This window comes from Methanobrevibacter sp. DSM 116169 (genome assembly GCF_046197865.1).
GTDB lineage: Archaea > Methanobacteriota > Methanobacteria > Methanobacteriales > Methanobacteriaceae > JAHKLT01.
Genome location: NZ_CP166990.1, coordinates 720,944 through 743,869 on the forward strand (window position 1 = coordinate 720,944; position 22,926 = coordinate 743,869).

30 protein-coding genes are annotated in these 22,926 nt (G+C 25.6%); 19 read left to right on the forward strand and 11 right to left on the reverse strand.

The window, feature by feature from the left end; all coding sequences use genetic code 11:
* Positions 1-6: 6 nt before the first annotated feature.
* Genes ACA134_RS03740 through ACA134_RS03750 form a run of 3 tightly spaced genes read left to right on the forward strand, consistent with a single transcriptional unit; the run spans position 7 to position 1,873 of the window.
* Entirely contained in the window at positions 7-699 is a 693-nt protein-coding gene (locus ACA134_RS03740) for a DUF6882 domain-containing protein (RefSeq protein ID WP_409200840.1), read from the forward strand.
* Positions 699-1,286 (forward strand): DUF6891 domain-containing protein, encoded by a 588-nt coding sequence (locus ACA134_RS03745; protein ID WP_409200841.1) that lies wholly within the window; start codon positions 699-701, stop codon positions 1,284-1,286. Before ACA134_RS03740 ends, ACA134_RS03745 begins: the two co-directional genes overlap by 1 nt.
* A gap of 8 nt (positions 1,287-1,294) precedes the next feature.
* Positions 1,295-1,873, forward strand: coding sequence for a hypothetical protein (locus ACA134_RS03750; protein WP_409200842.1), 579 nt, complete (start codon positions 1,295-1,297; stop codon positions 1,871-1,873).
* Here ACA134_RS03750 and ACA134_RS03755 read toward each other — a convergent pair.
* Entirely contained in the window at positions 1,870-2,115 is a 246-nt protein-coding gene (locus ACA134_RS03755; RefSeq protein ID WP_409200843.1) for a hypothetical protein, read from the reverse strand. The genes ACA134_RS03750 and ACA134_RS03755 overlap by 4 nt on opposite strands.
* A gap of 426 nt (positions 2,116-2,541) precedes the next feature.
* Here ACA134_RS03755 and ACA134_RS03760 point away from each other — a divergent pair, with 426 nt between their 5' ends.
* The gene (locus tag ACA134_RS03760; RefSeq protein ID WP_409200844.1) at positions 2,542-3,345 is read left to right on the forward strand and encodes a DNA alkylation repair protein; all 804 of its coding nucleotides are present in this window, start codon (positions 2,542-2,544) and stop codon (positions 3,343-3,345) included.
* A 111-nt stretch (positions 3,346-3,456) separates the two neighbouring features.
* Positions 3,457-4,479, forward strand: a complete 1,023-nt coding sequence (locus tag ACA134_RS03765) for an adenylosuccinate synthetase (RefSeq protein WP_409200845.1) — start codon at positions 3,457-3,459, stop codon at positions 4,477-4,479.
* Between the two features lie 24 nt (positions 4,480-4,503).
* Here ACA134_RS03765 and ACA134_RS03770 read toward each other — a convergent pair whose 3' ends face one another.
* The gene (locus ACA134_RS03770) at positions 4,504-5,097 is read right to left on the reverse strand and encodes a PH domain-containing protein (RefSeq protein WP_409200846.1); all 594 of its coding nucleotides are present in this window, start codon (positions 5,095-5,097) and stop codon (positions 4,504-4,506) included.
* A gap of 586 nt (positions 5,098-5,683) precedes the next feature.
* Between ACA134_RS03770 and ACA134_RS03775 the strand changes: the two genes are divergently transcribed.
* The gene (locus ACA134_RS03775; RefSeq protein ID WP_409200847.1) at positions 5,684-6,628 is read left to right on the forward strand and encodes an ABC transporter substrate-binding protein; all 945 of its coding nucleotides are present in this window, start codon (positions 5,684-5,686) and stop codon (positions 6,626-6,628) included.
* Positions 6,629-6,637: 9 nt separating this feature from the next.
* On the opposite strand, the gene ACA134_RS03780 is transcribed toward ACA134_RS03775, so the two are convergent.
* The 3 genes from ACA134_RS03780 to ACA134_RS03790 all read right to left on the reverse strand — a co-directional run bounded on the left by ACA134_RS03780 (position 6,638) and on the right by ACA134_RS03790 (position 9,236).
* A complete protein-coding gene (locus tag ACA134_RS03780; RefSeq protein WP_409200848.1) occupies positions 6,638-7,117 on the reverse strand; it encodes a hypothetical protein in 480 nt (159 codons plus the stop codon).
* A gap of 10 nt (positions 7,118-7,127) precedes the next feature.
* Entirely contained in the window at positions 7,128-7,607 is a 480-nt protein-coding gene (locus ACA134_RS03785; RefSeq protein ID WP_409200849.1) for a zinc-ribbon domain-containing protein, read from the reverse strand.
* Between the two features lie 96 nt (positions 7,608-7,703).
* Positions 7,704-9,236, reverse strand: a complete 1,533-nt coding sequence (locus ACA134_RS03790) for a hypothetical protein (protein WP_409200850.1) — start codon at positions 9,234-9,236, stop codon at positions 7,704-7,706.
* A 113-nt stretch (positions 9,237-9,349) separates the two neighbouring features.
* Here ACA134_RS03790 and ACA134_RS03795 point away from each other — a divergent pair, with 113 nt between their 5' ends.
* Together ACA134_RS03795 and ACA134_RS03800 are read left to right on the forward strand one after the other, a co-directional pair.
* Positions 9,350-10,090, forward strand: a complete 741-nt coding sequence (locus ACA134_RS03795; RefSeq protein ID WP_409200851.1) for an ABC transporter permease — start codon at positions 9,350-9,352, stop codon at positions 10,088-10,090.
* 16 nt (positions 10,091-10,106) lie between these two features.
* On the forward strand, positions 10,107-10,853 hold the full coding sequence (locus ACA134_RS03800; protein ID WP_409200852.1) for an ABC transporter ATP-binding protein: 747 nt from the start codon (positions 10,107-10,109) through the stop codon (positions 10,851-10,853).
* A 494-nt stretch (positions 10,854-11,347) separates the two neighbouring features.
* Here ACA134_RS03800 and ACA134_RS03805 read toward each other — a convergent pair whose 3' ends face one another.
* The 4 genes from ACA134_RS03805 to proS are packed head-to-tail and all read right to left on the reverse strand — an operon-like array spanning position 11,348 to position 14,514.
* The gene (locus ACA134_RS03805; protein ID WP_409200853.1) at positions 11,348-11,671 is read right to left on the reverse strand and encodes a hypothetical protein; all 324 of its coding nucleotides are present in this window, start codon (positions 11,669-11,671) and stop codon (positions 11,348-11,350) included.
* 9 nt (positions 11,672-11,680) lie between these two features.
* Positions 11,681-12,421, reverse strand: a complete 741-nt coding sequence (gene thiD, locus ACA134_RS03810; protein WP_409200854.1) for a bifunctional hydroxymethylpyrimidine kinase/phosphomethylpyrimidine kinase — start codon at positions 12,419-12,421, stop codon at positions 11,681-11,683.
* A 3-nt stretch (positions 12,422-12,424) separates the two neighbouring features.
* A complete protein-coding gene (cofC, locus tag ACA134_RS03815) occupies positions 12,425-13,093 on the reverse strand; it encodes a 2-phospho-L-lactate guanylyltransferase (protein WP_409200855.1) in 669 nt (222 codons plus the stop codon).
* An 8-nt stretch (positions 13,094-13,101) separates the two neighbouring features.
* Positions 13,102-14,514: a proline--tRNA ligase gene (proS, locus tag ACA134_RS03820; protein ID WP_409200856.1), complete on the reverse strand. Its 1,413-nt coding sequence runs from the start codon at positions 14,512-14,514 to the stop codon at positions 13,102-13,104.
* A 126-nt stretch (positions 14,515-14,640) separates the two neighbouring features.
* Here proS and ACA134_RS03825 point away from each other — a divergent pair, with 126 nt between their 5' ends.
* Genes ACA134_RS03825 through ACA134_RS03850 form a run of 6 tightly spaced genes read left to right on the forward strand, consistent with a single transcriptional unit; the run spans position 14,641 to position 18,162 of the window.
* Entirely contained in the window at positions 14,641-15,687 is a 1,047-nt protein-coding gene (locus tag ACA134_RS03825; protein ID WP_409200857.1) for an NAD(P)-dependent glycerol-1-phosphate dehydrogenase, read from the forward strand.
* Positions 15,684-16,121: a UPF0179 family protein gene (locus tag ACA134_RS03830; RefSeq protein ID WP_409200858.1), complete on the forward strand. Its 438-nt coding sequence runs from the start codon at positions 15,684-15,686 to the stop codon at positions 16,119-16,121. Before ACA134_RS03825 ends, ACA134_RS03830 begins: the two co-directional genes overlap by 4 nt.
* A gap of 8 nt (positions 16,122-16,129) precedes the next feature.
* Positions 16,130-16,795, forward strand: coding sequence for a ribose-5-phosphate isomerase RpiA (gene rpiA, locus ACA134_RS03835; RefSeq protein WP_409200859.1), 666 nt, complete (start codon positions 16,130-16,132; stop codon positions 16,793-16,795).
* A gap of 3 nt (positions 16,796-16,798) precedes the next feature.
* Entirely contained in the window at positions 16,799-17,029 is a 231-nt protein-coding gene (locus tag ACA134_RS03840; protein WP_409200860.1) for a hypothetical protein, read from the forward strand.
* 30 nt (positions 17,030-17,059) lie between these two features.
* Positions 17,060-17,410: a nascent polypeptide-associated complex protein gene (locus ACA134_RS03845; RefSeq protein WP_409200861.1), complete on the forward strand. Its 351-nt coding sequence runs from the start codon at positions 17,060-17,062 to the stop codon at positions 17,408-17,410.
* 5 nt (positions 17,411-17,415) lie between these two features.
* Positions 17,416-18,162, forward strand: a complete 747-nt coding sequence (locus ACA134_RS03850) for a metallophosphoesterase family protein (protein ID WP_409200862.1) — start codon at positions 17,416-17,418, stop codon at positions 18,160-18,162.
* An 11-nt stretch (positions 18,163-18,173) separates the two neighbouring features.
* Here the strand turns inward: ACA134_RS03850 and ACA134_RS03855 are convergent, their stop codons facing one another.
* Positions 18,174-18,467 carry a hypothetical protein gene (locus ACA134_RS03855; RefSeq protein ID WP_409200863.1) on the reverse strand — a complete coding sequence of 98 codons (294 nt, stop codon included), beginning with the start codon at positions 18,465-18,467 and terminating at the stop codon, positions 18,174-18,176.
* 156 nt (positions 18,468-18,623) lie between these two features.
* Between ACA134_RS03855 and ACA134_RS03860 the strand changes: the two genes are divergently transcribed.
* The 4 genes from ACA134_RS03860 to ACA134_RS03875 all read left to right on the forward strand — a co-directional run bounded on the left by ACA134_RS03860 (position 18,624) and on the right by ACA134_RS03875 (position 21,839).
* The gene (locus ACA134_RS03860; RefSeq protein ID WP_409200864.1) at positions 18,624-19,109 is read left to right on the forward strand and encodes a hypothetical protein; all 486 of its coding nucleotides are present in this window, start codon (positions 18,624-18,626) and stop codon (positions 19,107-19,109) included.
* Positions 19,106-19,372: a hypothetical protein gene (locus ACA134_RS03865; RefSeq protein ID WP_409200865.1), complete on the forward strand. Its 267-nt coding sequence runs from the start codon at positions 19,106-19,108 to the stop codon at positions 19,370-19,372. Before ACA134_RS03860 ends, ACA134_RS03865 begins: the two co-directional genes overlap by 4 nt.
* A gap of 243 nt (positions 19,373-19,615) precedes the next feature.
* A complete protein-coding gene (locus ACA134_RS03870; RefSeq protein ID WP_409200866.1) occupies positions 19,616-20,641 on the forward strand; it encodes an NYN domain-containing protein in 1,026 nt (341 codons plus the stop codon).
* Complete coding sequence (locus tag ACA134_RS03875) at positions 20,634-21,839, forward strand: hypothetical protein (RefSeq protein ID WP_409200867.1); 1,206 nt, start codon at positions 20,634-20,636, stop codon at positions 21,837-21,839. Before ACA134_RS03870 ends, ACA134_RS03875 begins: the two co-directional genes overlap by 8 nt.
* A 36-nt stretch (positions 21,840-21,875) precedes the next feature.
* Here ACA134_RS03875 and ACA134_RS03880 read toward each other — a convergent pair whose 3' ends face one another.
* Entirely contained in the window at positions 21,876-22,076 is a 201-nt protein-coding gene (locus ACA134_RS03880) for a hypothetical protein (protein ID WP_409200868.1), read from the reverse strand.
* Between the two features lie 510 nt (positions 22,077-22,586).
* Here ACA134_RS03880 and ACA134_RS03885 point away from each other — a divergent pair.
* Positions 22,587-22,895, forward strand: a complete 309-nt coding sequence (locus tag ACA134_RS03885) for a hypothetical protein (RefSeq protein ID WP_409200869.1) — start codon at positions 22,587-22,589, stop codon at positions 22,893-22,895.
* Positions 22,896-22,926: the final 31 nt, after the last annotated feature.

The window sequence follows — 22,926 nt, forward strand, 5'->3', positions numbered from 1 at the left end:
TATAATATGAAAGAAGTACAAACACCACTTACTATTGAAGAAAAAGACTCATTTAAAACTATTTTTTCTAAATACGGAGCTTATGCTTATGATAAACAAGAAAATTTAGCTAATCTTATTGGAGATTTAACAGGTTCTTTAGATATTGATAATGGAACTTTAGAATTTAATGATGATATTAAATTTGATGTACAAATCTTAGCTTTTTATTCTAATGAATTCAATCAACTATCTTGGGCATGGGATAATGAGAATATTGGTTTTGATGAATCACTTGTTAAAAATTCATTAGAAATTAAAAAATTCGGTGAAAAATATGACATTGCAGAATTTACAACCCCTTCTTATAAAATTGATTTTGATGATTGTCATATTATAGCTATGATTGCAAGTTCTTTATTAGATGTTGATGCATATTATCTTGCTTCATTTGAAGATTTGGATATATTTGTCACTATTAAATCTGATTTAATTAAAAAAGATAATTCTTCAGAAAGATTTAGAAAAACTTTTAATAATTTCCAGAAAAACTTTGATGTATTTGCAAGACCTGCTTTTGAAGGATATGCAAAACTTAAAGGATGTGAATTTAAAGAAAGAGAAGAGTTTTCTGTTGCAAAAAATGGTGAAGATAGGTTAATAGCTGGTTTTTCAGAACGTGGTAATTTAACTCATTTACAACTTTTAGAAGTGGACTAATGACAGATAATTTAAAAGAAGAGCTAGATTTTACATTAGAAATATTAACTAAATCAGCTTTTTATAGTAATAAAGAAATAGCAGAAATTATTGAAGAACAGTTTATAGATGAAGATATTAATCTGGATGATTTAGATTTTTCTTATAAAGAGCAAAATAATGAAAATTTCAATAAATTAGAAGAAGTTTTTAAAGATTTAAATAAAAAAAATATTATAGCTATTCATAATTGTGGTTATGATCTTGAAGATGGAATTAATGATGTTCTTGAGCTTTATAATCATCTTAAAATAAATAAATTAAATCCTGATGGATTTTGTTTTTATACTTTTGAAGATGTTGAAGAAGCTATTTTAGAAGAATCTCTCTTTTTAACTTTTGCTGATTTTCATAAAAATAAAGATGAAGCTTTAAAAATTGGCCAAATTATTGTAGATACTTTAAAAGATTATAACTTCAATGTTAATTGGAATGGATCATTTGATGAATTTATTGAGATTAAACCATTTAGATGGGATAAATCATATAATGATACAATTTATGAAATGGAAGGAGCATTTAATTCTTTTAAAGAATTTCATTCTTAGGTGTATTAATGAATAATAGGTCATTAGATATTATTGAAGAAGCTATGGAATTTTCACCAAAATTTAGTTCATTGGAAATAGCTAATGGTTCTATTTATCTTGATTTTAAAAATGTAGCTTTATCAAATCCAAAAGAAGATGAAGATTTTACTTTATCTATTAGATTTGCATCTAACGCATTTATTTCTTTTTTTTATAATGATATTTGGGATTTAGACTTTTTATCAGATTATGATTTTTCAAATGAATCATTTATAAAAGACTTTTCATATGATATTAATGAATTTAAATTTCAGGATTTTGATTTTCTAGATTATATATTTAATAATTATTCTAATGAGAAATCATTTCCTGATAATAATTTCAACCCACATAATATTAGAAATGATTTTTTCTTAACTTTTACATTAGATAAATTAGCTATTTGTATAAGTAGTAATGAAATGGATTTTTTCACAAAAAATGAGAAATTAGATTCTTCTTCAATAAAGAATTTATCTAATGAATGGATTTTATATATTTTAAATTATTGTAATAAAAAAAGAATTAAAAAAGATTCTATTTGTGACAAGATTTTAAAAAGCTAATATAGGTCTTTATCATCTAAATTAGATATTTCAAATTCTTCCATATGTATAATAATACTTAAAATAGACTCTAATAAGAAATATTCAATTTGATTATTGTGATAAATAACAACATAATCATCTTTAAACTCTATTTTTTCATCATTATTGACTTTGTATGTTCTTTGAGCAGTTATAATTTCAATATACTCGTTATTTTTTAAGTCCTTTTTATATAGTATGATTCTGTTTTTAAAATTCATAATACCACTAATTAAACTTTGATTATCATATGTTTTAAATTTTATTATAAATCGTGACAATTCATTACAATTTACAATACGAATTAATTTTATGTTTTTATTAAACAAATTGAATAAAATCTATTTTATTAATATTATTTTTTTATATTTATTTTTAAATAATAAATTTTTTTGAAAAACAGTTATTGAAATTTTTATTGTTGAGATAGTTTTATATAATATGAACAATATATTATATAAGTAGATGATTTACTTAGATATTTGTTTTTGTTATTTAATGCTAAAAACCACATAAATTTTTATTCACTTTAAAATTTTATCAAATATTCTTCAAGTAAATCATCTACTATTTTATTAGACTAATTATATAATTAAATTTATCTACACTTTTTTACTAAAAATAATATATTTTTTAAAATGATTATTATGGATATAGAAAATAGAAAAGGAGCTAGAAAAATAGAAGAAGTTCCTCCACATATTAAAAAGTTATTATCTAAAGGTAAAATTCCTTCAAAAAATTTAGTAGAAACATTGTCTATTGATTATGAAGAATTTCTTAAAAATGTCTTAAAAGATTTAAATAGAAAGCAATATCTCGATAATTCATTAATTGCATATAATGCATTAAAAAAACAAACAATGCCACAAGCTATTAAATCAACAGCTAGAGTACTTTTAGATGAATCTATTAAAAATAATGATAATGATTTAATTGAAAATATTAAATCTCACCCCTCAGATATTACAAGATCTTGGGGTCCATATATTATAGGATATGATGAAAGATTATCAATTGAAGAAAAATTAAATCTCATAAAAGATTTTGCAATTGATGAACATCATAGTGTTCGTGAAGAAGCTTGGATTGGCCTAAGAGAAAGTATTATAGAAAATCTTGATTTAGCTATTGATATTTTATCTGATTGGTCAAAAGATTCAAATGAATATATTAGACGATATGCATCAGAAGCAACACGACCGAGAGGAGTATGGTGTAAACATTCAATTGAATTAAAAGATAATCCTCAAAAAGCAATAGCTATTTTAGAACCTTTAAAATCAGATAATTCTAAATATGTTCAAGATAGTGTTGGAAATTGGTTAAATGATGCAAGTAAATCTCAAAAAGATTGGGTTATTAAAACAACCAATGAATGGATTGATCTATCACCTACAAAGCAAACACAAAAGATAGTTAAAAGAGCTTTAAGGACTATCAACAAATAATTTTAATTTTATTATTTTAATTCTATTTTTTCATAAAAACTTTTATAAACATTGAAACTATAATATTTTAGTGTTGTATTATTATGATAGTTTTTATAAAGGAGTTTTTAAATGACTTGTAGTGTTTTAGTTGGTGGAGCTTGGGGAGATGAAGGTAAGGGTAAATGTATTACTTATCTTTGTGATAATGATAAACCTAATATTATAGCTCGTGCAGGTGTTGGACCTAATGCAGGACATTCTGTAGAGTTTAATGGTGAAAAATATGGATTAAGATTAGTTCCTTCAGGATTCATGCATACAGATGCAAAATTATTAATTGGTGCTGGAGTTTTAGTAGATACTGATGTTTTTTTCAATGAATTAGATTATTTAGGTAAATATAAATTAAAAGGTAGAACACATGTGGATTATAGATGTTCTATATTAACTGAAGATCATAAAAAAAGAGATAAAGGTTCAGAACATTTATTTAAAAAAATTGGTAGTACTGGATCTGGTTGTGGACCAGCTAATTCTGATAGGGTTTTAAGAACAGCAAAAATGGCTAAAGATATTCCTGAATTAGAAGATTATGTTTCTGATGTAGCTCTTGAAACTAATGAAGCTATTGATAATGGGGAAGATGTATTTATTGAAGGTTCTCAAGGTTTTGCTCTTTCACTATATTATGGAACTTATCCTTATGTTACAAGTAAAGACACTACAGCTAGTACATTTGCAGCAGATGTAGGTGTTGGACCAACTAAAGTAGATGAAGTTATTAATGTTTTCAAAGCATATATTACAAGAGTTGGAGAAGGCCCATTTGCTACAGAGATATCTCAAGAAGAAGCAGAAAAATTAGATATTGAAGAATATGGGACTGTTACAGGCCGTAGAAGAAGAGTAGGACTCTTTGATATGGATCTTGCTAAAGAATCTTGTATGATAAATGGTGCAACTCAAATAGCTTTAACTTGTGTAGATAGATTATATCCAAATTGTGCTAAAACTCAAGATTATTCTGACTTGTCAGCTGATACAAAATCATTTATTTCTGATATTGAAACAGCTACTGGTGTTCCAGTTACTATTATTTCTACTGGCCCAGATTTAAAAGATACTATTGATTTAAGATCTGAATTATTATAGTTTTATAAAAATTATGGGGTTTAATTATAATTTAGCCCCACAATGTATGCAAAAATTTGTATTAGGCGATATTGGTTTATTGCAACTTTTACATATATTATTTTTTCTTTCTTTTCTTTCTTTTAGTGGCAAATTATTAATGGAATTATTTTTAGCTACTTCATTGTTTTGATTGGAATAATTATTTTTTTTATTTTCACTACTAATGTTATTTGGGAAATTATTTCCATTCGGTTCATCATCATTTAAAATTATTTCTGTTAAAACAGATTGAATTTCAAAAATATTCACTTTATTATAATGAAATCTTAATTTAAGAGGAGCTATACTTCCTTTCAAATAAAGTTTTAATTCTCCATTTGAATCTAGTGTGCCTGGAGTTTCAACTGCAAAAGCAACAATGCTTTTATATGGAATTGATAGAAATTCTATTTTTTTCCCAGAAATTCCTTGAATATCAATTAAAAGTAATCGTTTTGATGTAAAAACTATATAATCTCTAAAAAGTTTATAAGCAAGATATATTGTTTCATCACTTAAAAAGATATGATTAAATTTATTTTCTATTTCATCAATTGAAATTCCTGAAGCATTACCTAATATTTCTAAAAGACCCATTTTAATCACCTATTACTCATTTTTTAATTAATTATATATAAACTTGAAGATTATTAATTTTCACCTTTAAATGTACTTTTATTGTTGAAATATATGTAATTAATAATTTTTATTAGAATTAATTTTTATAAATTGCTCTTTATTTTTTTTAAAAAGAAGGTCTGCCAAAATTATTTTGGTTTTATTATTGTTTTTGTTTTAGATTATTGTTTTTTTGATGTATATTTGTTTTTTAATAAAACATGGTACTTTATATACCATTTAATACAAATAATAACTTGTAATTGATTAATAAATATTTTAATGATATTTTAGAAGAGTTCAATTCATTATTTAAAAAATCTTTTTTGCAAAAATGTTGATGTGAAAACCAAACACAATATTTAAAAAGAAATTAATCAAAAAAGAACTTTTTAAAAAAAAATACCTTAATCAGTTATGTACCATTGGAGGAATGGGAATTTAAGCTCGTGCTACTATGGTTTATAATAACTATCTAAACAAGAAAAGATCAAAAATAGTATTTTTGATCGACCCTCAAAAAAACTTTTATTAAATGAAAACCATATTATTAAATTGTGATAATATGGATAAAAAGTATATTATTTTAATTGCTGTTATTGCTATTGTTGCTATTATCGGAGTTTTTGCTTTTATGGGCTCTGGCTCTGATAGTGATGTTGTTAAGATTGGATATCTTCCATCTGATCATGATTCTGCATTATTTGTAGCACAAGCTGATGATAGCTATGGTAAAAAAGGAATTAAAATTGAAACTGTTCAATTTAATAATGGTGGAGATTTAATGACTGCAATGGCTAGTGGAGAAGTTGACATTGGTTATGTTGGTATCACTCCAGTATTATCTTCAATTGATAAAGGGGTTCCTGTAAAAGTTATTTCTGGTGCTCAAATTGAAGGTAGTGGATTAGTAGTAGGAAAAGATTCAGGTATAAATTCTGTACAAGATTTAAAAGGTAAAAGTATAGCTACTCCTGGTGAAGCTTCTATCCAATATATGTTACTTGAATATGCACTTTCTAAAGAAGGTATGTCTATTGATGATGTTGATGCATCAGCTATGAAAGTAGCTCCAATGAACGATGCATTAAATTCTGGAAAAATTGATGCAATGTTAACATATGAACCATTTGTTACTATTGCAGTTGAAAATGGTGCAGGAACTGTACTAGAATCTTCTTCAGATATTTTACCAGATCATCCATGTTGTGTTGTTGTTGCTAGTGATGATTTTATTAACAATAACCCTGAAGATCTTGATGCTATTTTAGAAATTCATGAAAATGCTACAAATTATTTAAAAGAAAATCCTAATGAAGCTGCAAACAAACTTCCTGCAGAAGTAGTATCTGATGTTGAAGTTGAAAAGAAATCATTATCTAATATTAAATTTGTTTCAGGTTTAGATGATGCATATAAGCAAACTATTATGGACTTTATGGATTTAGAAATAGAATTAGGTTTATTAAAAGAAGCTATTCCAGAAGATAAAATCTTCTATTCTAAATAACTTCTTTTTTTATTCTTCTTTTTTATCAAGATAATCAAATGATACTTTTAAGAACTTTTTGAACACTTCAATTATTTTTACAATAATAACACTTAAATCATTTATAACTTCATTAAATTTCGCTGTTTTTACCTCTAAACTTGTCATACTAACTATACTTTGATTAAGCTCAGAGATATATTTTGGAAAAGTGTCTTCTACATGATTTAAAAAGTCAGCATATTCATTTTTATTTTCATCTTCTTCTTTAATCGTTTCAACCACTTCTCTATATAGATTTTCAAAATCTAAATAATTATTATTAAAGCTATCAAGAGTTTTAGCTATCTCATCAGCCATTTGATCTACACCTTTTTCTTTAATAGCTACATCTTTATCACTTGCAAGAAAATCAATGTTTTTGTGAAATACTTCTCCAACGATTTCAAGATTATTATTTAATCCAATTACTCCTTTTCTAAATAAGTTTATATTAAATTCTTTAACCATCATATCACTTTTAATAATTTAATTCTTTTGCAACCGTATAAGCATCATAAATTCCATAAATCCAAATTACTACTGCAATTAATCCTGGTATAATTAACCAAAAGAATGTAAAACAAAGTACATAACAAATTAATAAAATTAATCCTTTACCAAGTTCTCCATTATAAATTTGACCAAGACCACAAATAAAAAATGATAAAACAGCAGCTACTACAGGATCTTTTGAATTATTAGATGGTGCCTGTTTAACTCTAACTCCACATTTTGGACATATTTCTGCATTTATATCTATTGTTTTTCCACAATTAGAACAATATTTTGTATTTTTATCTTGTTTAGATTTAGACCCACATTTTGGACATATCTCTGCATTTGAATTAATACTGCTTCCACAATTAGTACAATATTTATTATTTTCTTCAAAATTCTTTTCTTCAACAATAGTATATTCTGGATTTTCAATTAATTTACCATCTTCAGGATTTGTCATTTTATCACGTTCTTAAAAATTATATTTATTTTTAAATAATATATATTATTATTGAATATTAATAATAAGTAATTTAATAATATTCATGAATAATTGTTAATTTAAAATAACTTCATAAGCAGTATATGCATCATATTCATCAACATATACTTCTTTAAGTTCAACTCCTTCTTTTAAACAAGTTTCATAATCTGGATCATATCGGTCTATGAAGTAAACTTTTGAACCATTAGCTATTTTTTCTTGAACTTCTGGTCTATTTAATACATTCTTTACTTCAACACCAAAATCAATTGTCTCAGAGGCATTATCTGTTCCAACAAGTATATTTTCATGTGAAGAAAAATAATATACATAGTTTTTATAATAAAGGAAATAATCATCAAAAATTATTATATTGTTTTCTCCAAAAACATCATGAATAACATCATTCTTCTCAGTAGTTTCTACTAATTCTGCATTTTCAATATTTATGAAATCTGATGTTCCAACAACACCTACAATCATTATTACTACTAATATGGGTATGAAAATCTTTTTTATTTCATATGTTTTTGATAAGAGAATACTTACTCCTAACCACAATAATCCAAGTATTGGAACTAAATATCTAACATGAAAAATAGGTTTAAAAAGTACAGATATTGTTAATCCTACTACTGGAACTAATATAAATGCTAATAATGAAAATATTGCAAAATTTCCATTTAAATCTTTTTTTCCTTTTAAATAATAAATTATTATTGCAATAATTCCTATTAATAATAATGTGCCTAAAATTGTAGGACTTGTTATTTCATTTCCTCGAATTATATAATCTACAGGAGATAAAACATAATAAATATAACCTATTACTGAATCAAATGTTGCAGCTTCTATCCAATAATGAGTGTTGACTTTTGTTAATTGATATTTAAGTGAAGGTAACCAAGGAATATATGCTAATATAATTAGAACTGAAGATGCAATCCAATATTTAACTAATTGTCTATTTTTATATAAAATATAAGCTATTAATAATAAATACAATACTCCTGATGCCATTGCTGAGAAATAATGGGTATATGCACTACAAATGGTCAAAATTGTTAATATGGCCCAATTTTTTAAATTTGAATTTTTTATTATCTCATATGTATAAATTAGACTTGCAGTCATAAACAATAATGCAAAACCATACATTCTAATTTCTACACCATAAATCATTAGTTGGGGCATTGAAGTAATACATAATGTAAATATTCCAGAACATAATAATCCAAATTCCTTTCTAATTTTAGTAGCACTTAATATAACTAGTAAATAAATAGGGATAAGTGAAACAAATTTAGATATAAACATAATATTGTTTATTTGTAAAAAACTGAAAATTTTTATAAAAAACTTCAATATAAAATAATATAATGGAGGATGAACATCTGTTGTGATTCCATATATGAAATCATTAAATGGCATTAATACTGATGAGAACGTGAATATTTCATCACTCCAAACACCAAATCTGGTTAATCCAATATAGCTCATTATAAATAAGTATATTAATCCTATAGCAAACAAAATAAGTCCGATTTTTTCATCATTTTTTAATTTTGTTTTTTTAATATTCGTTAATTTCTCTTTAAAATCCATTTAAATCATTTTCCCATAATTATTTTTTTTATATTAATTGAACTTAAAATTTATATATTATTTTTTAGATATATATAATTATTAATTAAAAATTAAATAATTTCAGTGATTCAATGAATATAAGAAAACTTTATCCATTAATTTTACCAATAATAATTATTTTCATATGGTTTATGGTTACTTCAGTTTTAAAACTTGTCACACCTTATGTTTTACCTAGTCCAGTTGATGTTTGTTTATCAGCTATTGAAGTTATTTCATCTGGAAAACTTTTCTCAGATTCTATTAATACTTTATTTAAAGTATTTGGAGGTATGTTTTTTGCATCTATTGTAGCTATTCCTTTAGGAATTTTACTTGGATGGTCACAAATTTTAGAAGAAATGTCTAGTTTCGTAATAAGTGTTTTAAGACCTATTCCTCCTGTTGCATGGATTCCATTTTCTATTTTATGGTTTGGAATTGGAACTGTTCCAGCTATTTTCATAATTTTTATGGGATGTGTATTTCCAATTTTAATTTACACTATAGATGGTGTTAAAAGAACAGATAAAGTTTTAATTGAAGCTGCTCAAACTTTAGGTGCAAATAATTGGGATGTATTATCTAAAATCATGCTTCCTTCAGCTGTTCCATATATTCTTTCAGGCCTTAAAGTAGGTGTGGGAATAGCTTTAATGTGTACAATTTCTGCTGAAATGATTGGATCAAGCAGTGGGCTTGGTTATATGATTTTAACAGCAACAAACTTATTTGATACTGGTACTACTGTTGTTGGAATGTTAACTATAGGGTTTATTGGTTTAATATTAGATTATTTATTTGGAAAAATTCAAGACCAAGTATTTTGGTAATAAAAGAGGGTTTCATTTGTCAATTAAAGTTAAAAATATCAATAAAACATATCGTGCTCATGAAAAAGAGATTGATGTACTTGAAAATGTTAATCTCTCTGTTGAAGATGGAGAACTTATTTGTCTTTTAGGTCCTTCTGGCTGTGGTAAAACAACACTTTTAAGATTAATTGCTGGACTTGAGCAACCAGACTCTGGTGAAATATTTGATGGGGAAGAACTTGTTAGGAAACCTTCAAAAGACAGAGGTTTTATATTCCAACAATATTCTCTTTTCCCATGGCTTACAGTACTTGATAATGTAATGTTTGGTTTAAATTTAAATAATAAATCTAAAGAAGAAAACTTAGATTCTGCTAAAAGGTATTTAGAAAGAGTCGGTTTAAGTGATTTTATGGATAGCTATCCTCATGAATTATCAGGAGGAATGAAACAAAGAGTAGCTATAATCCGTTCTTTATTAAATCATACTCCTGTTTTACTTATGGATGAACCATTTTCTGCATTGGACATGCAAAATAGACAACGATTACAAGAACAATTAATTGGTGTTTGGAAAAGATTTGAAAATACTATTGTTTTTGTAACACATGATGTAGATGAAGCTGTTTTTTTAGCTGATAAAATAGTAGTGATGGATAAAAACCCAGGAAGGATTAAGGAAATTGTTGATATTTCACTACCTCGTATGAGAAATCGTGAGTCTATGGAATTTATTGAAGTCCAAGAAGAAGTCAAAAAACTCCTTGATGTTTGGGATTAATATTAAAATATATACATATTTTTTTTTAGTGTTTTCTATTTTGGAAACAACTGAATTTTCATTTAAATTAGATTATTATATTTTTATATTTGAAATTTTAGTTTTATCCAAAAACAATGAAGTATAATTGATTAACATATATTTTTATAATATTTTAAAGTTTTAAAAGTTCAAAAAGAGCAGTTACTCTACAAGTTATTTCATCTAAAAGAGATTTATGAAACTAATGAATTTCGGAAAAATATACAACTGTCAAAGAAATTTTGACAGTTCAAAATGAAGATAATCGTAAAATAAAAAGGGAGTTTATGTTTTTAATCTTGATATTATAATATCTGTAGGATATGGTGTAAATAGTAAAGAAATTACACAGTTTTAAAATGGTCTAGTCATATTTTAAAAGAATATAAAAAATTTAGACCAATTCAAGATAAAAATTATTTTTCTGATTTCGATAAACAAATTAAAGAAATCAAAAAATAAATCAACTTATTTTAAATTTCTTCTAATACAATAGCTGATATCATATCATCATCTTCAGCTATATCATCATTTAATATACATTTAAAAACCATTAAATCATCTTTTTCAGCATTCCAACAATCAACATAACAAATCACATGGTCTTCAGCTATTTGTTTAAGTTTTTCATTAATTGATTCTTTATCTGAATTTTCAGAAACTTTATGCATGCTGATAATAGTAATGCTTGTTTTAATAAAGAATTCTTCAATTTTAATATCTTTAACTAAAAAGTTATTTCCATTTTCTGCTTGTATTGATCCATGTTCGAATGTATATTTTAATGTTTTTGCCATTTTATCTCCTCATTTATGTATTAAAGTTCCATAATTCCCATTTAAAACTCCGCTATGAACATAATCTAATGATTTTTTAATAGCTATTTCTAGAGTGTCTCCTAAAGCCAAATATGATACAATAGCTGCTGAGAAGACACAACCTGTTCCATGAAGATTATCGGTATCAATTAATTCCTCTTCAATATTTGAAATTTTTCCATTTAATGAAAGTGTATTTATTCCATCTAAATGCCCACCAGTTATAATAACATCACATATCTTTCCAAGTTCTATAGCTGCATTAATTGCATCTTCTTTATTATTAACTTCCACGCCTGATAGTTCGGATGCTTCAGAAATATTGGGTGTTGTTAAAATAGATTCTGGAAGCAGATATTTAATCATTGCATTATTTAAATCTTCTTTTGCTAGATTTCCACCAGCAGTTGAAACCATAACAGGATCAACAATAGCTTTTAAATTATATTCTTTAATTTTATGAGAAATTAATTTAATAATCTCAGTTGAATAGAGCATTCCAGTTTTTATGTATTTTATATCGTTGTAACAAGTTAATACAGAATCAATTTCTTCTTCAATATATTCAACTTCTATTCCTTTGGTTGAAATCATTTCATATGGATTTTGACAAGTAAGTGCAGTTGGAATTCCAGTTCCAAAAACTCCAATATTTTGAAATGTTTTAATATCTGCTAGAAGTCCTGCTCCTCCACTTGGATCAATTCCAGCTATTGACATTACTTTCATAAATTATCTCCATACTTTTAATCTTTCATTTCCATGAATAGATTCAACATCAATATTTAAACTTCTTAAATATTCTTTAGTATAGCTATTTTCACCATGAACCATTATTTCTCCCAAATCTTCAGTTGTATTAACATCTAATGAGATATAAAATGAATCAAAAATCTGATAAGTTAAATTATTTTCATTAGCTATTTTAATATGTTCTAAAAAGCTGAAATCTCCGAATTTAGTTTCTATTAATTCAGGTTCCATTATTAAAACATTTGTTCCTCCTCCTTTTGAAGGAGAAATCATTATATCATATTTTTCACTATTTTTTATAAGTAAATTAAGGTCAGTATTTTTCATTAAAGGAATATCTGACGGGGTAATGATTATTTTCCTAGATTTACCTTTACAATATTCCATAGCTTGTGATAATGCTTTATTTAAATTTGAATTATCATTTTCTTTTAATGTATCTATGCCTAATTCTTTTCCATAATCTAATACATTTGAATCTGCACTTATTAAAAAGATTTTATCTACATTTTCTTTTAATGCATTAGTAACATCTTTAAGCATAGCTTTTAATAATGTTTCTCTTTCTTTTTCATTTAAAAAAGGAGATAAACGTGTTTTAGCATGTTCAAATCTACTTACAGGAATTATTGCATAAATTTCATCCATATAATCACTTAATATGTTTTAGCTATTAGTGCAAGGTATTTTGCCTTTTCTCCACTATAAATACATAGTTTATCACTTGCATCATCTAATTCTTTATGAATTCCTAAAATATCATAACCTGTCTCTTCTTCTATAGCTTCACCTGTAGGATTTTTACCATCCCAATTAAATGCAACTACTTTACCTTCTTTAATTAATCCATCTATTTCATCTATATTTTCAGTATATGCAATAGAATTTTCAAGTTTTTCAAATGCTTTAGAAGACATATCTATATCAATTGTCATAAGCATAGCTTTAATAGCTTCGGTTAACTCATCATTTAATTCAAGTTCAGTTTTCTCTAATGTATCACGTCTTGTAATTGATGTTTTATTGTTTTCTAAATCTTTTGGCCCAATTTCAAGTCTAAGTGGTGTTCCTTTAACTTCCCAATCAAAGAATTTTTTACCAGGTCTCATATCTCTATCATCAATATAGACTCTTATTCCTTCTGATTCTAAATCTTCTTTAATTTGCATACATTTTTCTAAGACTTTATCTTTAGAATCTTTAAATAATATGGGAATTATTGTAAGATGGTTTGGTGAGACTGTTGGAGGTAAAACTAATCCTTTTTCATCGCCGTGGACTCCAATAATTGTAGCTATCACACGATCTGATAATCCATAACAGCTTTGATAAGCATATTCATGTGCTCCTTTCTCGTTTTCAAATGTAATATCAAATGTTTTTGCAAATGTTTGACCTAAATTATGAACTGTTCCAATTTGTAATGTTTTTCCATCAGGCATTAATGTATCAAATGCCATTGTATAATCAGCACCAGGGAATTTATCCCATTCTGGTCTTTTACTTATGAAATATGGTATTCCAAGATAGTCAAAAAATTCTTTATAAAGTTCTACAGCATCTTCAACTTGTTGGTTACATTCTGCTTGTGATGCATGTACAGTATGAGCTTCTTTAAATGTTGATATCTCACGAACTCTAATTAATGGCCTTGTATGTTTTGTTTCATATCTAAATGTATTAACTATTTGATAATATTTCATTGGTAGGTCAATATGAGATCTAATCCATAATGAGAACATTGGATAAATTGCTGTTTCACTAGTAGGTCTTAAAGCTAATTTTTCATTTAATTCTTTATTACCTCCTTGTGTTACCCAATAAACTTCTTCTTCAAATCCTTTTACATGAATTCCTTCTTTTGCGAGTTCTTCTTCAGGAACTAAAAGAGGGAATAATACTTCTTCATGTTCTTTATCAAATAAGTCTTTTAATAATTCTAAAGTATATTTTCTAATTTGAAATCCATAAGGTAGCCAAACACTCATACCTTTAATTGGATATCTTGAATCTATTATGTTTCCTTTATCTAAAATCTCATGAAACCATTCACTAAAATTTTCCACCATATCACCTAATACATTAATATTAATCTTTAATATTATTTAAAATTATAATTATTATAATATATAAAAAACAAAACTTATTTTATTAACTATTATCATATATAAAAATGTATATTTTGAGAAGATAATATGGATAGTAGAAAAATTCAAATGCCTCGTGAAGTTCATATAGGTCCAGACTTAATTGGAAATACTGGAAATATTTGTAATGATCTTAGACTTGATAAGGAAGCTTTAATTGTTACTGGAAATACTACTTTTAATATTGCAGGTAAACAAGCTATGGATAGCTTAGAAGATGAAGGATTCACAGTAGATTATATTAAAGTAAAGGATGCTGATATAGATTCTGTAAATAAAGTTCAAGATAAATCAGAAAATTTTTCATTTATTTTAGGAATTGGTGGTGGTAAAGTTATTGATGTTGCAAAAATGGCATCAAATAATACTGAACTTTATTTCATGTCAATGCCTACTACAGCTTCTCATGATGGTATCGTTTCACCTCTTGCATCAATTAAAGATTCAAAAGGTTCTGTTTCAATGAAAGCTCAAGCACCATTAGGTGTAATAGCTGATACAAATATTATTACAAATGCTTCTTTTAGATTATTAGCTGCAGGATGTGCAGATATCATATCTAATTTTACAGCTATTAAAGATTGGAAACTAGCTAAAAGATTAAAAAATGTTTATTATAGCGAATCAGCTGCTTCATTATCCGAAATGTCTTCTAAATTAATTACTAAGTACTCAGGCAGTATAAAAGAAGGATTAGAAGAAAGTACACGCTTAGTTGTAAAAACTCTTTTTAGTAGTGGAATGGCTATTAGTATTGCAGGTTCAAGTAGACCAGCTAGTGGTTCAGAACACAAATTTTCACATGCTCTAGATCAATTATTAGATAAACCAGCTTTACACGGTGAACAATGTGGTATTGGAACTATCATGATGATGCATTTACATGGTGGGGATTGGAAATTTATAAAAGATAATTTAGCTAAAATTGGTGCACCAACTACAGCTGAAGAATTAGGAGTAGATCCTGAAATTATAATTGAAGCATTATTAAATGCACATAAAATAAGACCAGATAGATATACAATTTTAGGTGATAATGGTTTATCTTGTGATGCTGCAAGAAACTTAGCTATAAAAACTGAGGTGATCGAGTGATAACTTTAATTGGAAAAGATTTAGCTAAAAAAGGAAATAGCTTTATTTTTTATGGCCCTGCTGAAGAATGTGAAGATTGCAGGTTCAAATCATCTTGTGTTGATTCTTTAGATGAAAATCGTAAATATATTATTACGGGTGTTAGAGACAATGAGCAAAAATGTCATATTCATGATGAAAATCTTGTTTTACCTGTAGAAATTGAACGAGCTAATATATCAGTTTTATCTGATTCAAAAAATATTTTCCCAGGTTCAACTTTTACATATGAGCCTCTAGATTGTGATGAAACTTGTGAATATCATGATTATTGTTTTCCTGAAGGATTGATAAAAGGAGATAAATGTATTATCTTAGAAAATGATGGAAAACATATTGGTAAATGTAGGAAAGATTATAATTTAAATAAATTAGATTTAGGTTTTGTTATTTAGGTGATGTAATGGATTTAAAAAAAGAAGTAGCTGAATATGTTACTAAATTTGTAAATGATGGTGATGTTGTAGGCTTAGGTACTGGTTCTACTTGTAAATTTTTTATAGAAAAGTTAGGTCAAAGAGTTAAAGAAGAAAATTTAGATATTTTAGGTGTTGTCACATCTTATCAGGCATTTTTCTTAGCTAAAGAACTTGGTATACCTATAACTTCTCTAGAAGAACAAGATGTAGATATAGCTGTTGATGGTGCTGATGCAATCGATCCTAATTTAGATATTATTAAAGGCGGAGGAGCATCACATACTTTAGAGAAAATTATTGATTATTCTGCAAAGAAATTCTATGTAATAGCTGATGAATCTAAGTATTTTAATAATTTAAGTGAATGTGCTGTTCCTATTGAAGTTATTCCTATTGCATCAAGATCTGTTATAAATACTTTAACTGAAATTGGAGCTACTCCTGAGATAAGAATCGGTGTATCTAAACAAGGCCCAGTTATTACAGATAATGGAAATTTTGTAATAGATGCTAAGTTTGCTGATATTCCAGATCCATCTTCACTTGAAAAGGATTTAAATACGATTCCTGGCGTAGTTGAAAATGGATTATTTACAAAAAATGTTGATGATGTATTTATCTCATCAAAAGATGGGATTAAAAAATTATAGGTAGTGATATATTTGCCAATACCAACTGGAAGTCCTATGGATTTAAGAGATAGTTTAAATAAAATAGCTATGCTTCTTGGAGTCCTTATTATTATTTATGCAGTTTTATGGATACTTTTAAAACTTGATTTAATTCCTATGTTAGTATTTTCAATTTTCCCACAAATTGTATTGCTTTTAATAGGTATATTTATTTTTGCAATTGCTCTTAAATCTAATAGAAGAAATTATTAATTATATATTTAAAAAAATAGAGGTGTTATTATGATTCCTGGTATGAACCCAAAACAAATGAAACAAATGGAAAGACAAATGAAAAAAATGGGAATGGATATGAAAGAACTTGAAGGTGTTAAAGAAGTTATTATTCGCCTTGAAGATAAAGAATTAATTATTCCTAATGCTGAAGTTAGTTTAATGAATGTTATGGGCCAAGAAACTTATCAAGTTACTGGTACTGCTCAAGAAATAGATATTGAAGAAGAATTAGTTATTCCTGATCAAGATATTGAAATGGTAGCTAATCAAGCAAATGTTTCATCAGAAGATGCTGAGAAGGCTTTAATCGAATCAAAAGGAGATTTAGCTGAAGCTATTTTAAATCTTACATCTTAGATATAATGACAATTATTGTTCATATTTCAGATTTACATATTAGTAATCATGAATTTAATGAAGATGTTTTCTTAAAAGCTGTTGATGAAATCAATAATATTAGTCCTGATTTTATAATATTAACTGGTGATATTACAAATCAAGGTTATTATGCTGAATATAAAAGAGCTAAAGAATTATTATCTTTATTTAAATCACCTTTATATGCTGTTCCAGGTAATCATGATTCTAGAAACTTAGGTTATCAAACTTTTGAAGAATATATTGGTGAACGTAGTTGGAAACTTATAAAAGAAAATAAAACAGTTGTAGTAGGTGTTGATTCTAGTTCTCCTGATGTAGATAATGGTAATATTGGTCGCCCTCAACAAGTATGGATGGATGAACAACTAGATAACTGTCTTTCAAATAAATCTTTTACTGTAGTAGCTATGCACCATCATGTTATTCCTATACCTGAAACTGGTAGGGAGAGAAACGTATTATCTGATGCAGGAGATATTTTAAAAAGCTTAATAAATCATAAAGTAGATCTTGTTATTTGTGGACATAAACATGTTCATAATGTTTGGGAAATGAATGATACTTTATTTTTAAATGCAGGTTCGTTATCATCTACTAAACTTCGTGGTAAAGATATAAATTCTTATAATGTTTATAATATTTCTGATAGGGAAATAAAAATATTTTTTAATGAAGTTGAAGGTAAAAATCTATTAATTAAAACATTTGATAGACGAATTAAAGATTAATATTTAATATTTTAATTAAATTCATATAATTCATCTAATAAATCAGAAATTATTTCTTCAATTTCTTTTTTTCTAGAAATATTTAGATATATATCTTTATCATGAGATGTATTTTTTATTCCAATTAGTCCTTTTTTAAATAATTTTTTCACTATTTTATTAATTTTTTTACATGGAATGTATGATAATCGACCACATAAATTTTTAATAGGTGTATGTCGTTTTCCAAAATATTTTTTTCTATATAATGAATACAATATTTCTTTTTCTATATATTGTTCATATTTTTTATTGCAATTTTTCATAATTAATTATATTTTTATTTTATTTTTGAATATATACTTTCTCTTGTAAATAAGATAAATATTATAATTGTATTTTTTTTAGACATTTTCAAAAACTTTATTAATGAGTTTATGTATAATAATTGTATATATTATTATAATAAAAGAGGAATAAAAATGATGGAATTATTAGGCAAATGCCCTCAAATAAAAGTTATTGACTATTTACTAGCACACCCATTTGGAGAATATACTAAACAACAAATAGCTGTTGGATCAGGGATTTCAAGGTCTACATTAGATAATTTTATTAATGTTTTCATAGAAAATGATTTAATTTTAATTAAAAATAAAAAATATTTAATAAATAAAAAATCTCCATTAATCCACAATTTAGATAATGTACAAAGAATTTTAGCAGAAATACAACTAAAAAAAGAATTAGAAAATTATGATGAAACTAAAATGGAGAAATATTCTGATGAGGAATTAGATGAAATATTTGATGAAAATGCTCCTGATATTGATTTAAATAAAATGGAAAATGAAATAGAAAAAAACGAAGATGTTATTGTTAATAAACATGAACTTGAAAAATTAAAAAGAAATTATAATATTAATTTCACTAATTATTCTCAAAATAATATGGAGGTTTTCATATGAAGGAAAATCATCAGGTAATAGATACAGAAAATGTAATTATTGATGATAATTCTAAAATTGTTTTTGCATCTGATTTTGGTGTTGGAATTAGTAGTAAAGAACTTAGATTAATTTTAATAAATCAAAAATTAGTTAATGGGGAAGATGATTCAATGAAATTAATTAATGAATCAAATATGCAAATTATTATGGCTCCAGAAACTGCACTGAATTTGAAAAATATTTTAGCTGATTATTTAGATGTAATTGAATTTAAAAAATAATTTAATCAATTTTTTAAAATTTATATTCAATTTTACTTCTATTTTCATGTTTTTTATTTATAATTTTTTGACTCAAAAATAGTTTTTTTAAATAAATTATATAAAAATTAAAATTTTTTAAGCTTTTTTTCGTTTTTTGTTTAAAAATTCTTAAACATAAATTTAAATATATCTTAGTAGATATATAATTATATTATTGTATTTTAGTTGATTTTTATATTAAAAATTTCCTTAGGTGATATTGTGAAAGTGGTTATCGATGGTTCTAATGTAGCTCATTATAAAAAAAATAAAGATTCTAAACCTCAACTTAGCAATATTCTTGCTGCGGTAGATGCACTAGAAAAAAAAGGCGACGAATTTGTTATTATCGTCGATGCATCTTTACGCCATGAAATTGATGAGAAAGAGGAATTTGAAAAGCTTTTAGAAAGTGAAAATGTAGAACAAGTTGAAGCAGGTAATAATGCTGATCATTTTATTTTTGAATTAGCTGAGAAAGAAAATGCTAAAATATTATCTAATGATAAATTTAGAGATTTTTCTGATGAATTTAAAGATATTAATAGTAAAAGAATTTCTTTTGGTTTTGATGGAGATAAAATAACCTTTGGCAAACCAAAAAAACCTAAAAAAGATAAACATATTTTACAAAATCTTTGTGATGAAATTATAAAACAATTAGATTTTAAAAAATGGAATGTTTATGATAAAAAAGAAGGAGTAGATATTTCTCCTTTAAACATTGCAAAACAAGCTATTATAAGAATTGATAATGAAAATAGTATGGATTCAAAAATTGAAAACTTGTTTTCTAAGATTCCAATGTTTAATAAAGTAATGGATATGGTTGATGATGTTGAAGTTGCAGCTCCATATGTAATTTTTGTTCTTGTACATCCTAAAGATTATAAATTAGTTACTAAAAATGCAGGAAATATTTCTGTTACTGTTGCTGATAGATTAAAACTTGAAAAAAAGCCACTTATAGCTGTGCGTAATGATTTATTTATGAAACCAGGATTTTTTGAGTTAAATATTATGATAGCTGGTGAAGTTACTGATAATGCACCATATAATATTGAAATTAGAATAAATACTCATGATGAAGTTTTTATTAAGAAAAATTCAAGAAACATTGCAAGTACAATAGCTGGTAGATTAGGATCTTGGAAATTTCCTTTTGTATCTGTTAAACCAGATATGTTACTTGAAAAGCCAGGTGAATTTGAAATTGCATTGATTAAGGGAGGAAATTTGGATGAGTAAATCTAGCTTATCTAAACTTCTTATTAAATTATTAACTAAACATGATGTTATTAGTATAGGTACTAAATATTTTCCAACTAATCCAATGGAATCGGAATATGTAGAGTTGTTTAATTATACTCAAACAGCTCTTATTGAAATTGAAAAAGCAAATATTACAACAGATAGTATTTTTCAAAACCTTCTAAGAGATTTAGGTGAAAATAATATTCCTGAAAATCATAATTTTTATGAACTTAAAGCTGCTGAAAATAAAATTGAAGAATATGCTCTTGTAAGTAATATTATAATGGGTAGTGATCGTTATTTATTCGTAGAACTTCCTCAACCTAGTTCTTTAATTAATATGTTTACAAGTATTATTTTAGAAGAAAAAGGAGAAATTGTTGAAAAGAGTTCTACTGAGATAATTGCAAAATTAAATAGTAAAAATGATGCTATTAAAATAGCTATACGTTTTGTAGGTATTGGTTTAAAAAATAATATCCCTATTTCTGCAGCTGTTGGTATGACTGGTGCTGCAGCTATTGAAAGATCTATTAATTTTACAAAAGAAATTGGAAACTTTCCAGGTGTTGCATTTACAAAATTAGGTGGAGAATATGCTATTGTTTTTGATGCACCTTTTTCACTTAAAGAGTCTAAATCATCGGAACTTCAAAATTATCTTTTTATTGATATTATTGATTCTACAAAATTTATTGATAAACATGGTAGAGATTATCTTGTAGAATTAATGAATGGAATTAAACATTTTATTGAAACAGAATGTGAAGGTGAAGTGGAAGGTTATCGTGAAGGTGGAGATGATTTTATTGCAAGGTTTCCTTCTAAAGATTTAGCTATTCGTGCAGGTTTAGATTCTGCTTGGTTTGCATTAAATAATAATGTTAAAATTAGATCAGGTATAGGTAAAAGTAGAAGAGAAGCAGGAGAAAGAGCTCAAATAGCTGATAATATTAATTCTTACAGTCCCTTATCTTTAGTTGTATTTGAATTAGCTAATGGATTATATGGGTATAATGTTCCTTCAGAGTTTTTAAGAACAATAATAAACCTTTTTGATAATCAAAAAGCAAAATTATTTGGAATATTTTTAATTGTGTTTATTATTTCTTATTTTGCATCTATTTTAGGATATCCATTATTTGGATTTGCTGCTGTTTTAATAGCTGTAATTTATGCATTATTTGCATAAATTCTAAAATATTTATTTAAAAAAAGTATTTTATTTTTATAATTCTTCTTCGCTACGGCGTTTTGCATCTAATAAAAGTCTTGTTACTTCTTTTGAACGTGCACCTTTATCTAATTTCCAAATATCTGATGCATTTTCATCTAACCAGTTAGCAAGATCTTTAGGAAGTGAAATATTCATTCTAGTCTTTTCTGATAGTTTCCAAATTCTATCAACTTCATCTTTATTTGCCATCATTCATACATTATTTCTTCATATATATATTGTTTGCTATTTACCTATAAAATTATGTACTTTTTATTTTACTTATTTACTTCAATTTGTATTATATATAACTATTCATATTTTTACACACATACATACACACACTAAATTTAAGTTTTTTATAAGATTTTACTATATTTTTTCTTTTATTATTTCACAATTATTTTAGAACAATTTTAAAAAAAATTTTGCAATCGTATTGTTTTTTAATTTTTTTTCAATTAATCCATAAATTTTAATATTTTTTTCAAATTTGATAAATTTTTAATTTAACAATATATGTGTACACACATACACACTTAACAAAGTATATAAGTGATTATAGTAAAAAGTAATAACTAGAATTTACATGTTAAAATGTATTTAATTAAAAATATATGGAAATGATTAATAAATTTATATAAAACAAGGGTTTTAAGTTTTTATATATGAATAATGCCCATTTCCTTCCAAAACACAAATTAACTTAATATGGGAGATAAAGTGAGACCAAGAAATGATAATAAAACTATGATAATTTTAGTTGTCACTTTAATTGCATTTGGACTAGGTGTAGGCATTGGAACTACAATTGGATTTTCAGATAGTGATTCTGCAGCTCAAGATGATGTAAATAAAACACCTATTGAAGTAGATGTGACAAATAATATTTCTGCTTATGAAAATCGTACTGATGTGTGGTATGATCCTTTGGAAGATGATTTTTATGAAAATGAAAATGATACTTCAAAAAACGTAATTCATTATTCTGAACAAGAATTATATTATAATGATTCTGAGTTAAATTATTAAATAATTTAACCTTTTTTTTAAATTTTTTTAG

Coding starts and splice junctions, on each gene's coding strand:
- ACA134_RS03740 (WP_409200840.1), top strand. CDS start 7: ATGAAAGAAGTACAAACACCACTTACTATTGAAGAAAAAGACTCATTT.
- ACA134_RS03745 (WP_409200841.1), top strand. CDS start 699: ATGACAGATAATTTAAAAGAAGAGCTAGATTTTACATTAGAAATATTA.
- ACA134_RS03750 (WP_409200842.1), top strand. CDS start 1,295: ATGAATAATAGGTCATTAGATATTATTGAAGAAGCTATGGAATTTTCA.
- ACA134_RS03755 (WP_409200843.1), bottom strand. CDS start 2,115: ATGAATTTTAAAAACAGAATCATACTATATAAAAAGGACTTAAAAAAT.
- ACA134_RS03760 (WP_409200844.1), top strand. CDS start 2,542: ATGGATATAGAAAATAGAAAAGGAGCTAGAAAAATAGAAGAAGTTCCT.
- ACA134_RS03765 (WP_409200845.1), top strand. CDS start 3,457: ATGACTTGTAGTGTTTTAGTTGGTGGAGCTTGGGGAGATGAAGGTAAG.
- ACA134_RS03770 (WP_409200846.1), bottom strand. CDS start 5,097: ATGGGTCTTTTAGAAATATTAGGTAATGCTTCAGGAATTTCAATTGAT.
- ACA134_RS03775 (WP_409200847.1), top strand. CDS start 5,684: ATGGATAAAAAGTATATTATTTTAATTGCTGTTATTGCTATTGTTGCT.
- ACA134_RS03780 (WP_409200848.1), bottom strand. CDS start 7,117: ATGGTTAAAGAATTTAATATAAACTTATTTAGAAAAGGAGTAATTGGA.
- ACA134_RS03785 (WP_409200849.1), bottom strand. CDS start 7,607: ATGACAAATCCTGAAGATGGTAAATTAATTGAAAATCCAGAATATACT.
- ACA134_RS03790 (WP_409200850.1), bottom strand. CDS start 9,236: ATGGATTTTAAAGAGAAATTAACGAATATTAAAAAAACAAAATTAAAA.
- ACA134_RS03795 (WP_409200851.1), top strand. CDS start 9,350: ATGAATATAAGAAAACTTTATCCATTAATTTTACCAATAATAATTATT.
- ACA134_RS03805 (WP_409200853.1), bottom strand. CDS start 11,671: ATGGCAAAAACATTAAAATATACATTCGAACATGGATCAATACAAGCA.
- thiD (WP_409200854.1), bottom strand. CDS start 12,421: ATGAAAGTAATGTCAATAGCTGGAATTGATCCAAGTGGAGGAGCAGGA.
- cofC (WP_409200855.1), bottom strand. CDS start 13,093: ATGGATGAAATTTATGCAATAATTCCTGTAAGTAGATTTGAACATGCT.
- proS (WP_409200856.1), bottom strand. CDS start 14,514: ATGGTGGAAAATTTTAGTGAATGGTTTCATGAGATTTTAGATAAAGGA.
- ACA134_RS03825 (WP_409200857.1), top strand. CDS start 14,641: ATGGATAGTAGAAAAATTCAAATGCCTCGTGAAGTTCATATAGGTCCA.
- rpiA (WP_409200859.1), top strand. CDS start 16,130: ATGGATTTAAAAAAAGAAGTAGCTGAATATGTTACTAAATTTGTAAAT.
- ACA134_RS03845 (WP_409200861.1), top strand. CDS start 17,060: ATGATTCCTGGTATGAACCCAAAACAAATGAAACAAATGGAAAGACAA.
- ACA134_RS03850 (WP_409200862.1), top strand. CDS start 17,416: ATGACAATTATTGTTCATATTTCAGATTTACATATTAGTAATCATGAA.
- ACA134_RS03855 (WP_409200863.1), bottom strand. CDS start 18,467: ATGAAAAATTGCAATAAAAAATATGAACAATATATAGAAAAAGAAATA.
- ACA134_RS03860 (WP_409200864.1), top strand. CDS start 18,624: ATGATGGAATTATTAGGCAAATGCCCTCAAATAAAAGTTATTGACTAT.
- ACA134_RS03865 (WP_409200865.1), top strand. CDS start 19,106: ATGAAGGAAAATCATCAGGTAATAGATACAGAAAATGTAATTATTGAT.
- ACA134_RS03875 (WP_409200867.1), top strand. CDS start 20,634: ATGAGTAAATCTAGCTTATCTAAACTTCTTATTAAATTATTAACTAAA.
- ACA134_RS03880 (WP_409200868.1), bottom strand. CDS start 22,076: ATGATGGCAAATAAAGATGAAGTTGATAGAATTTGGAAACTATCAGAA.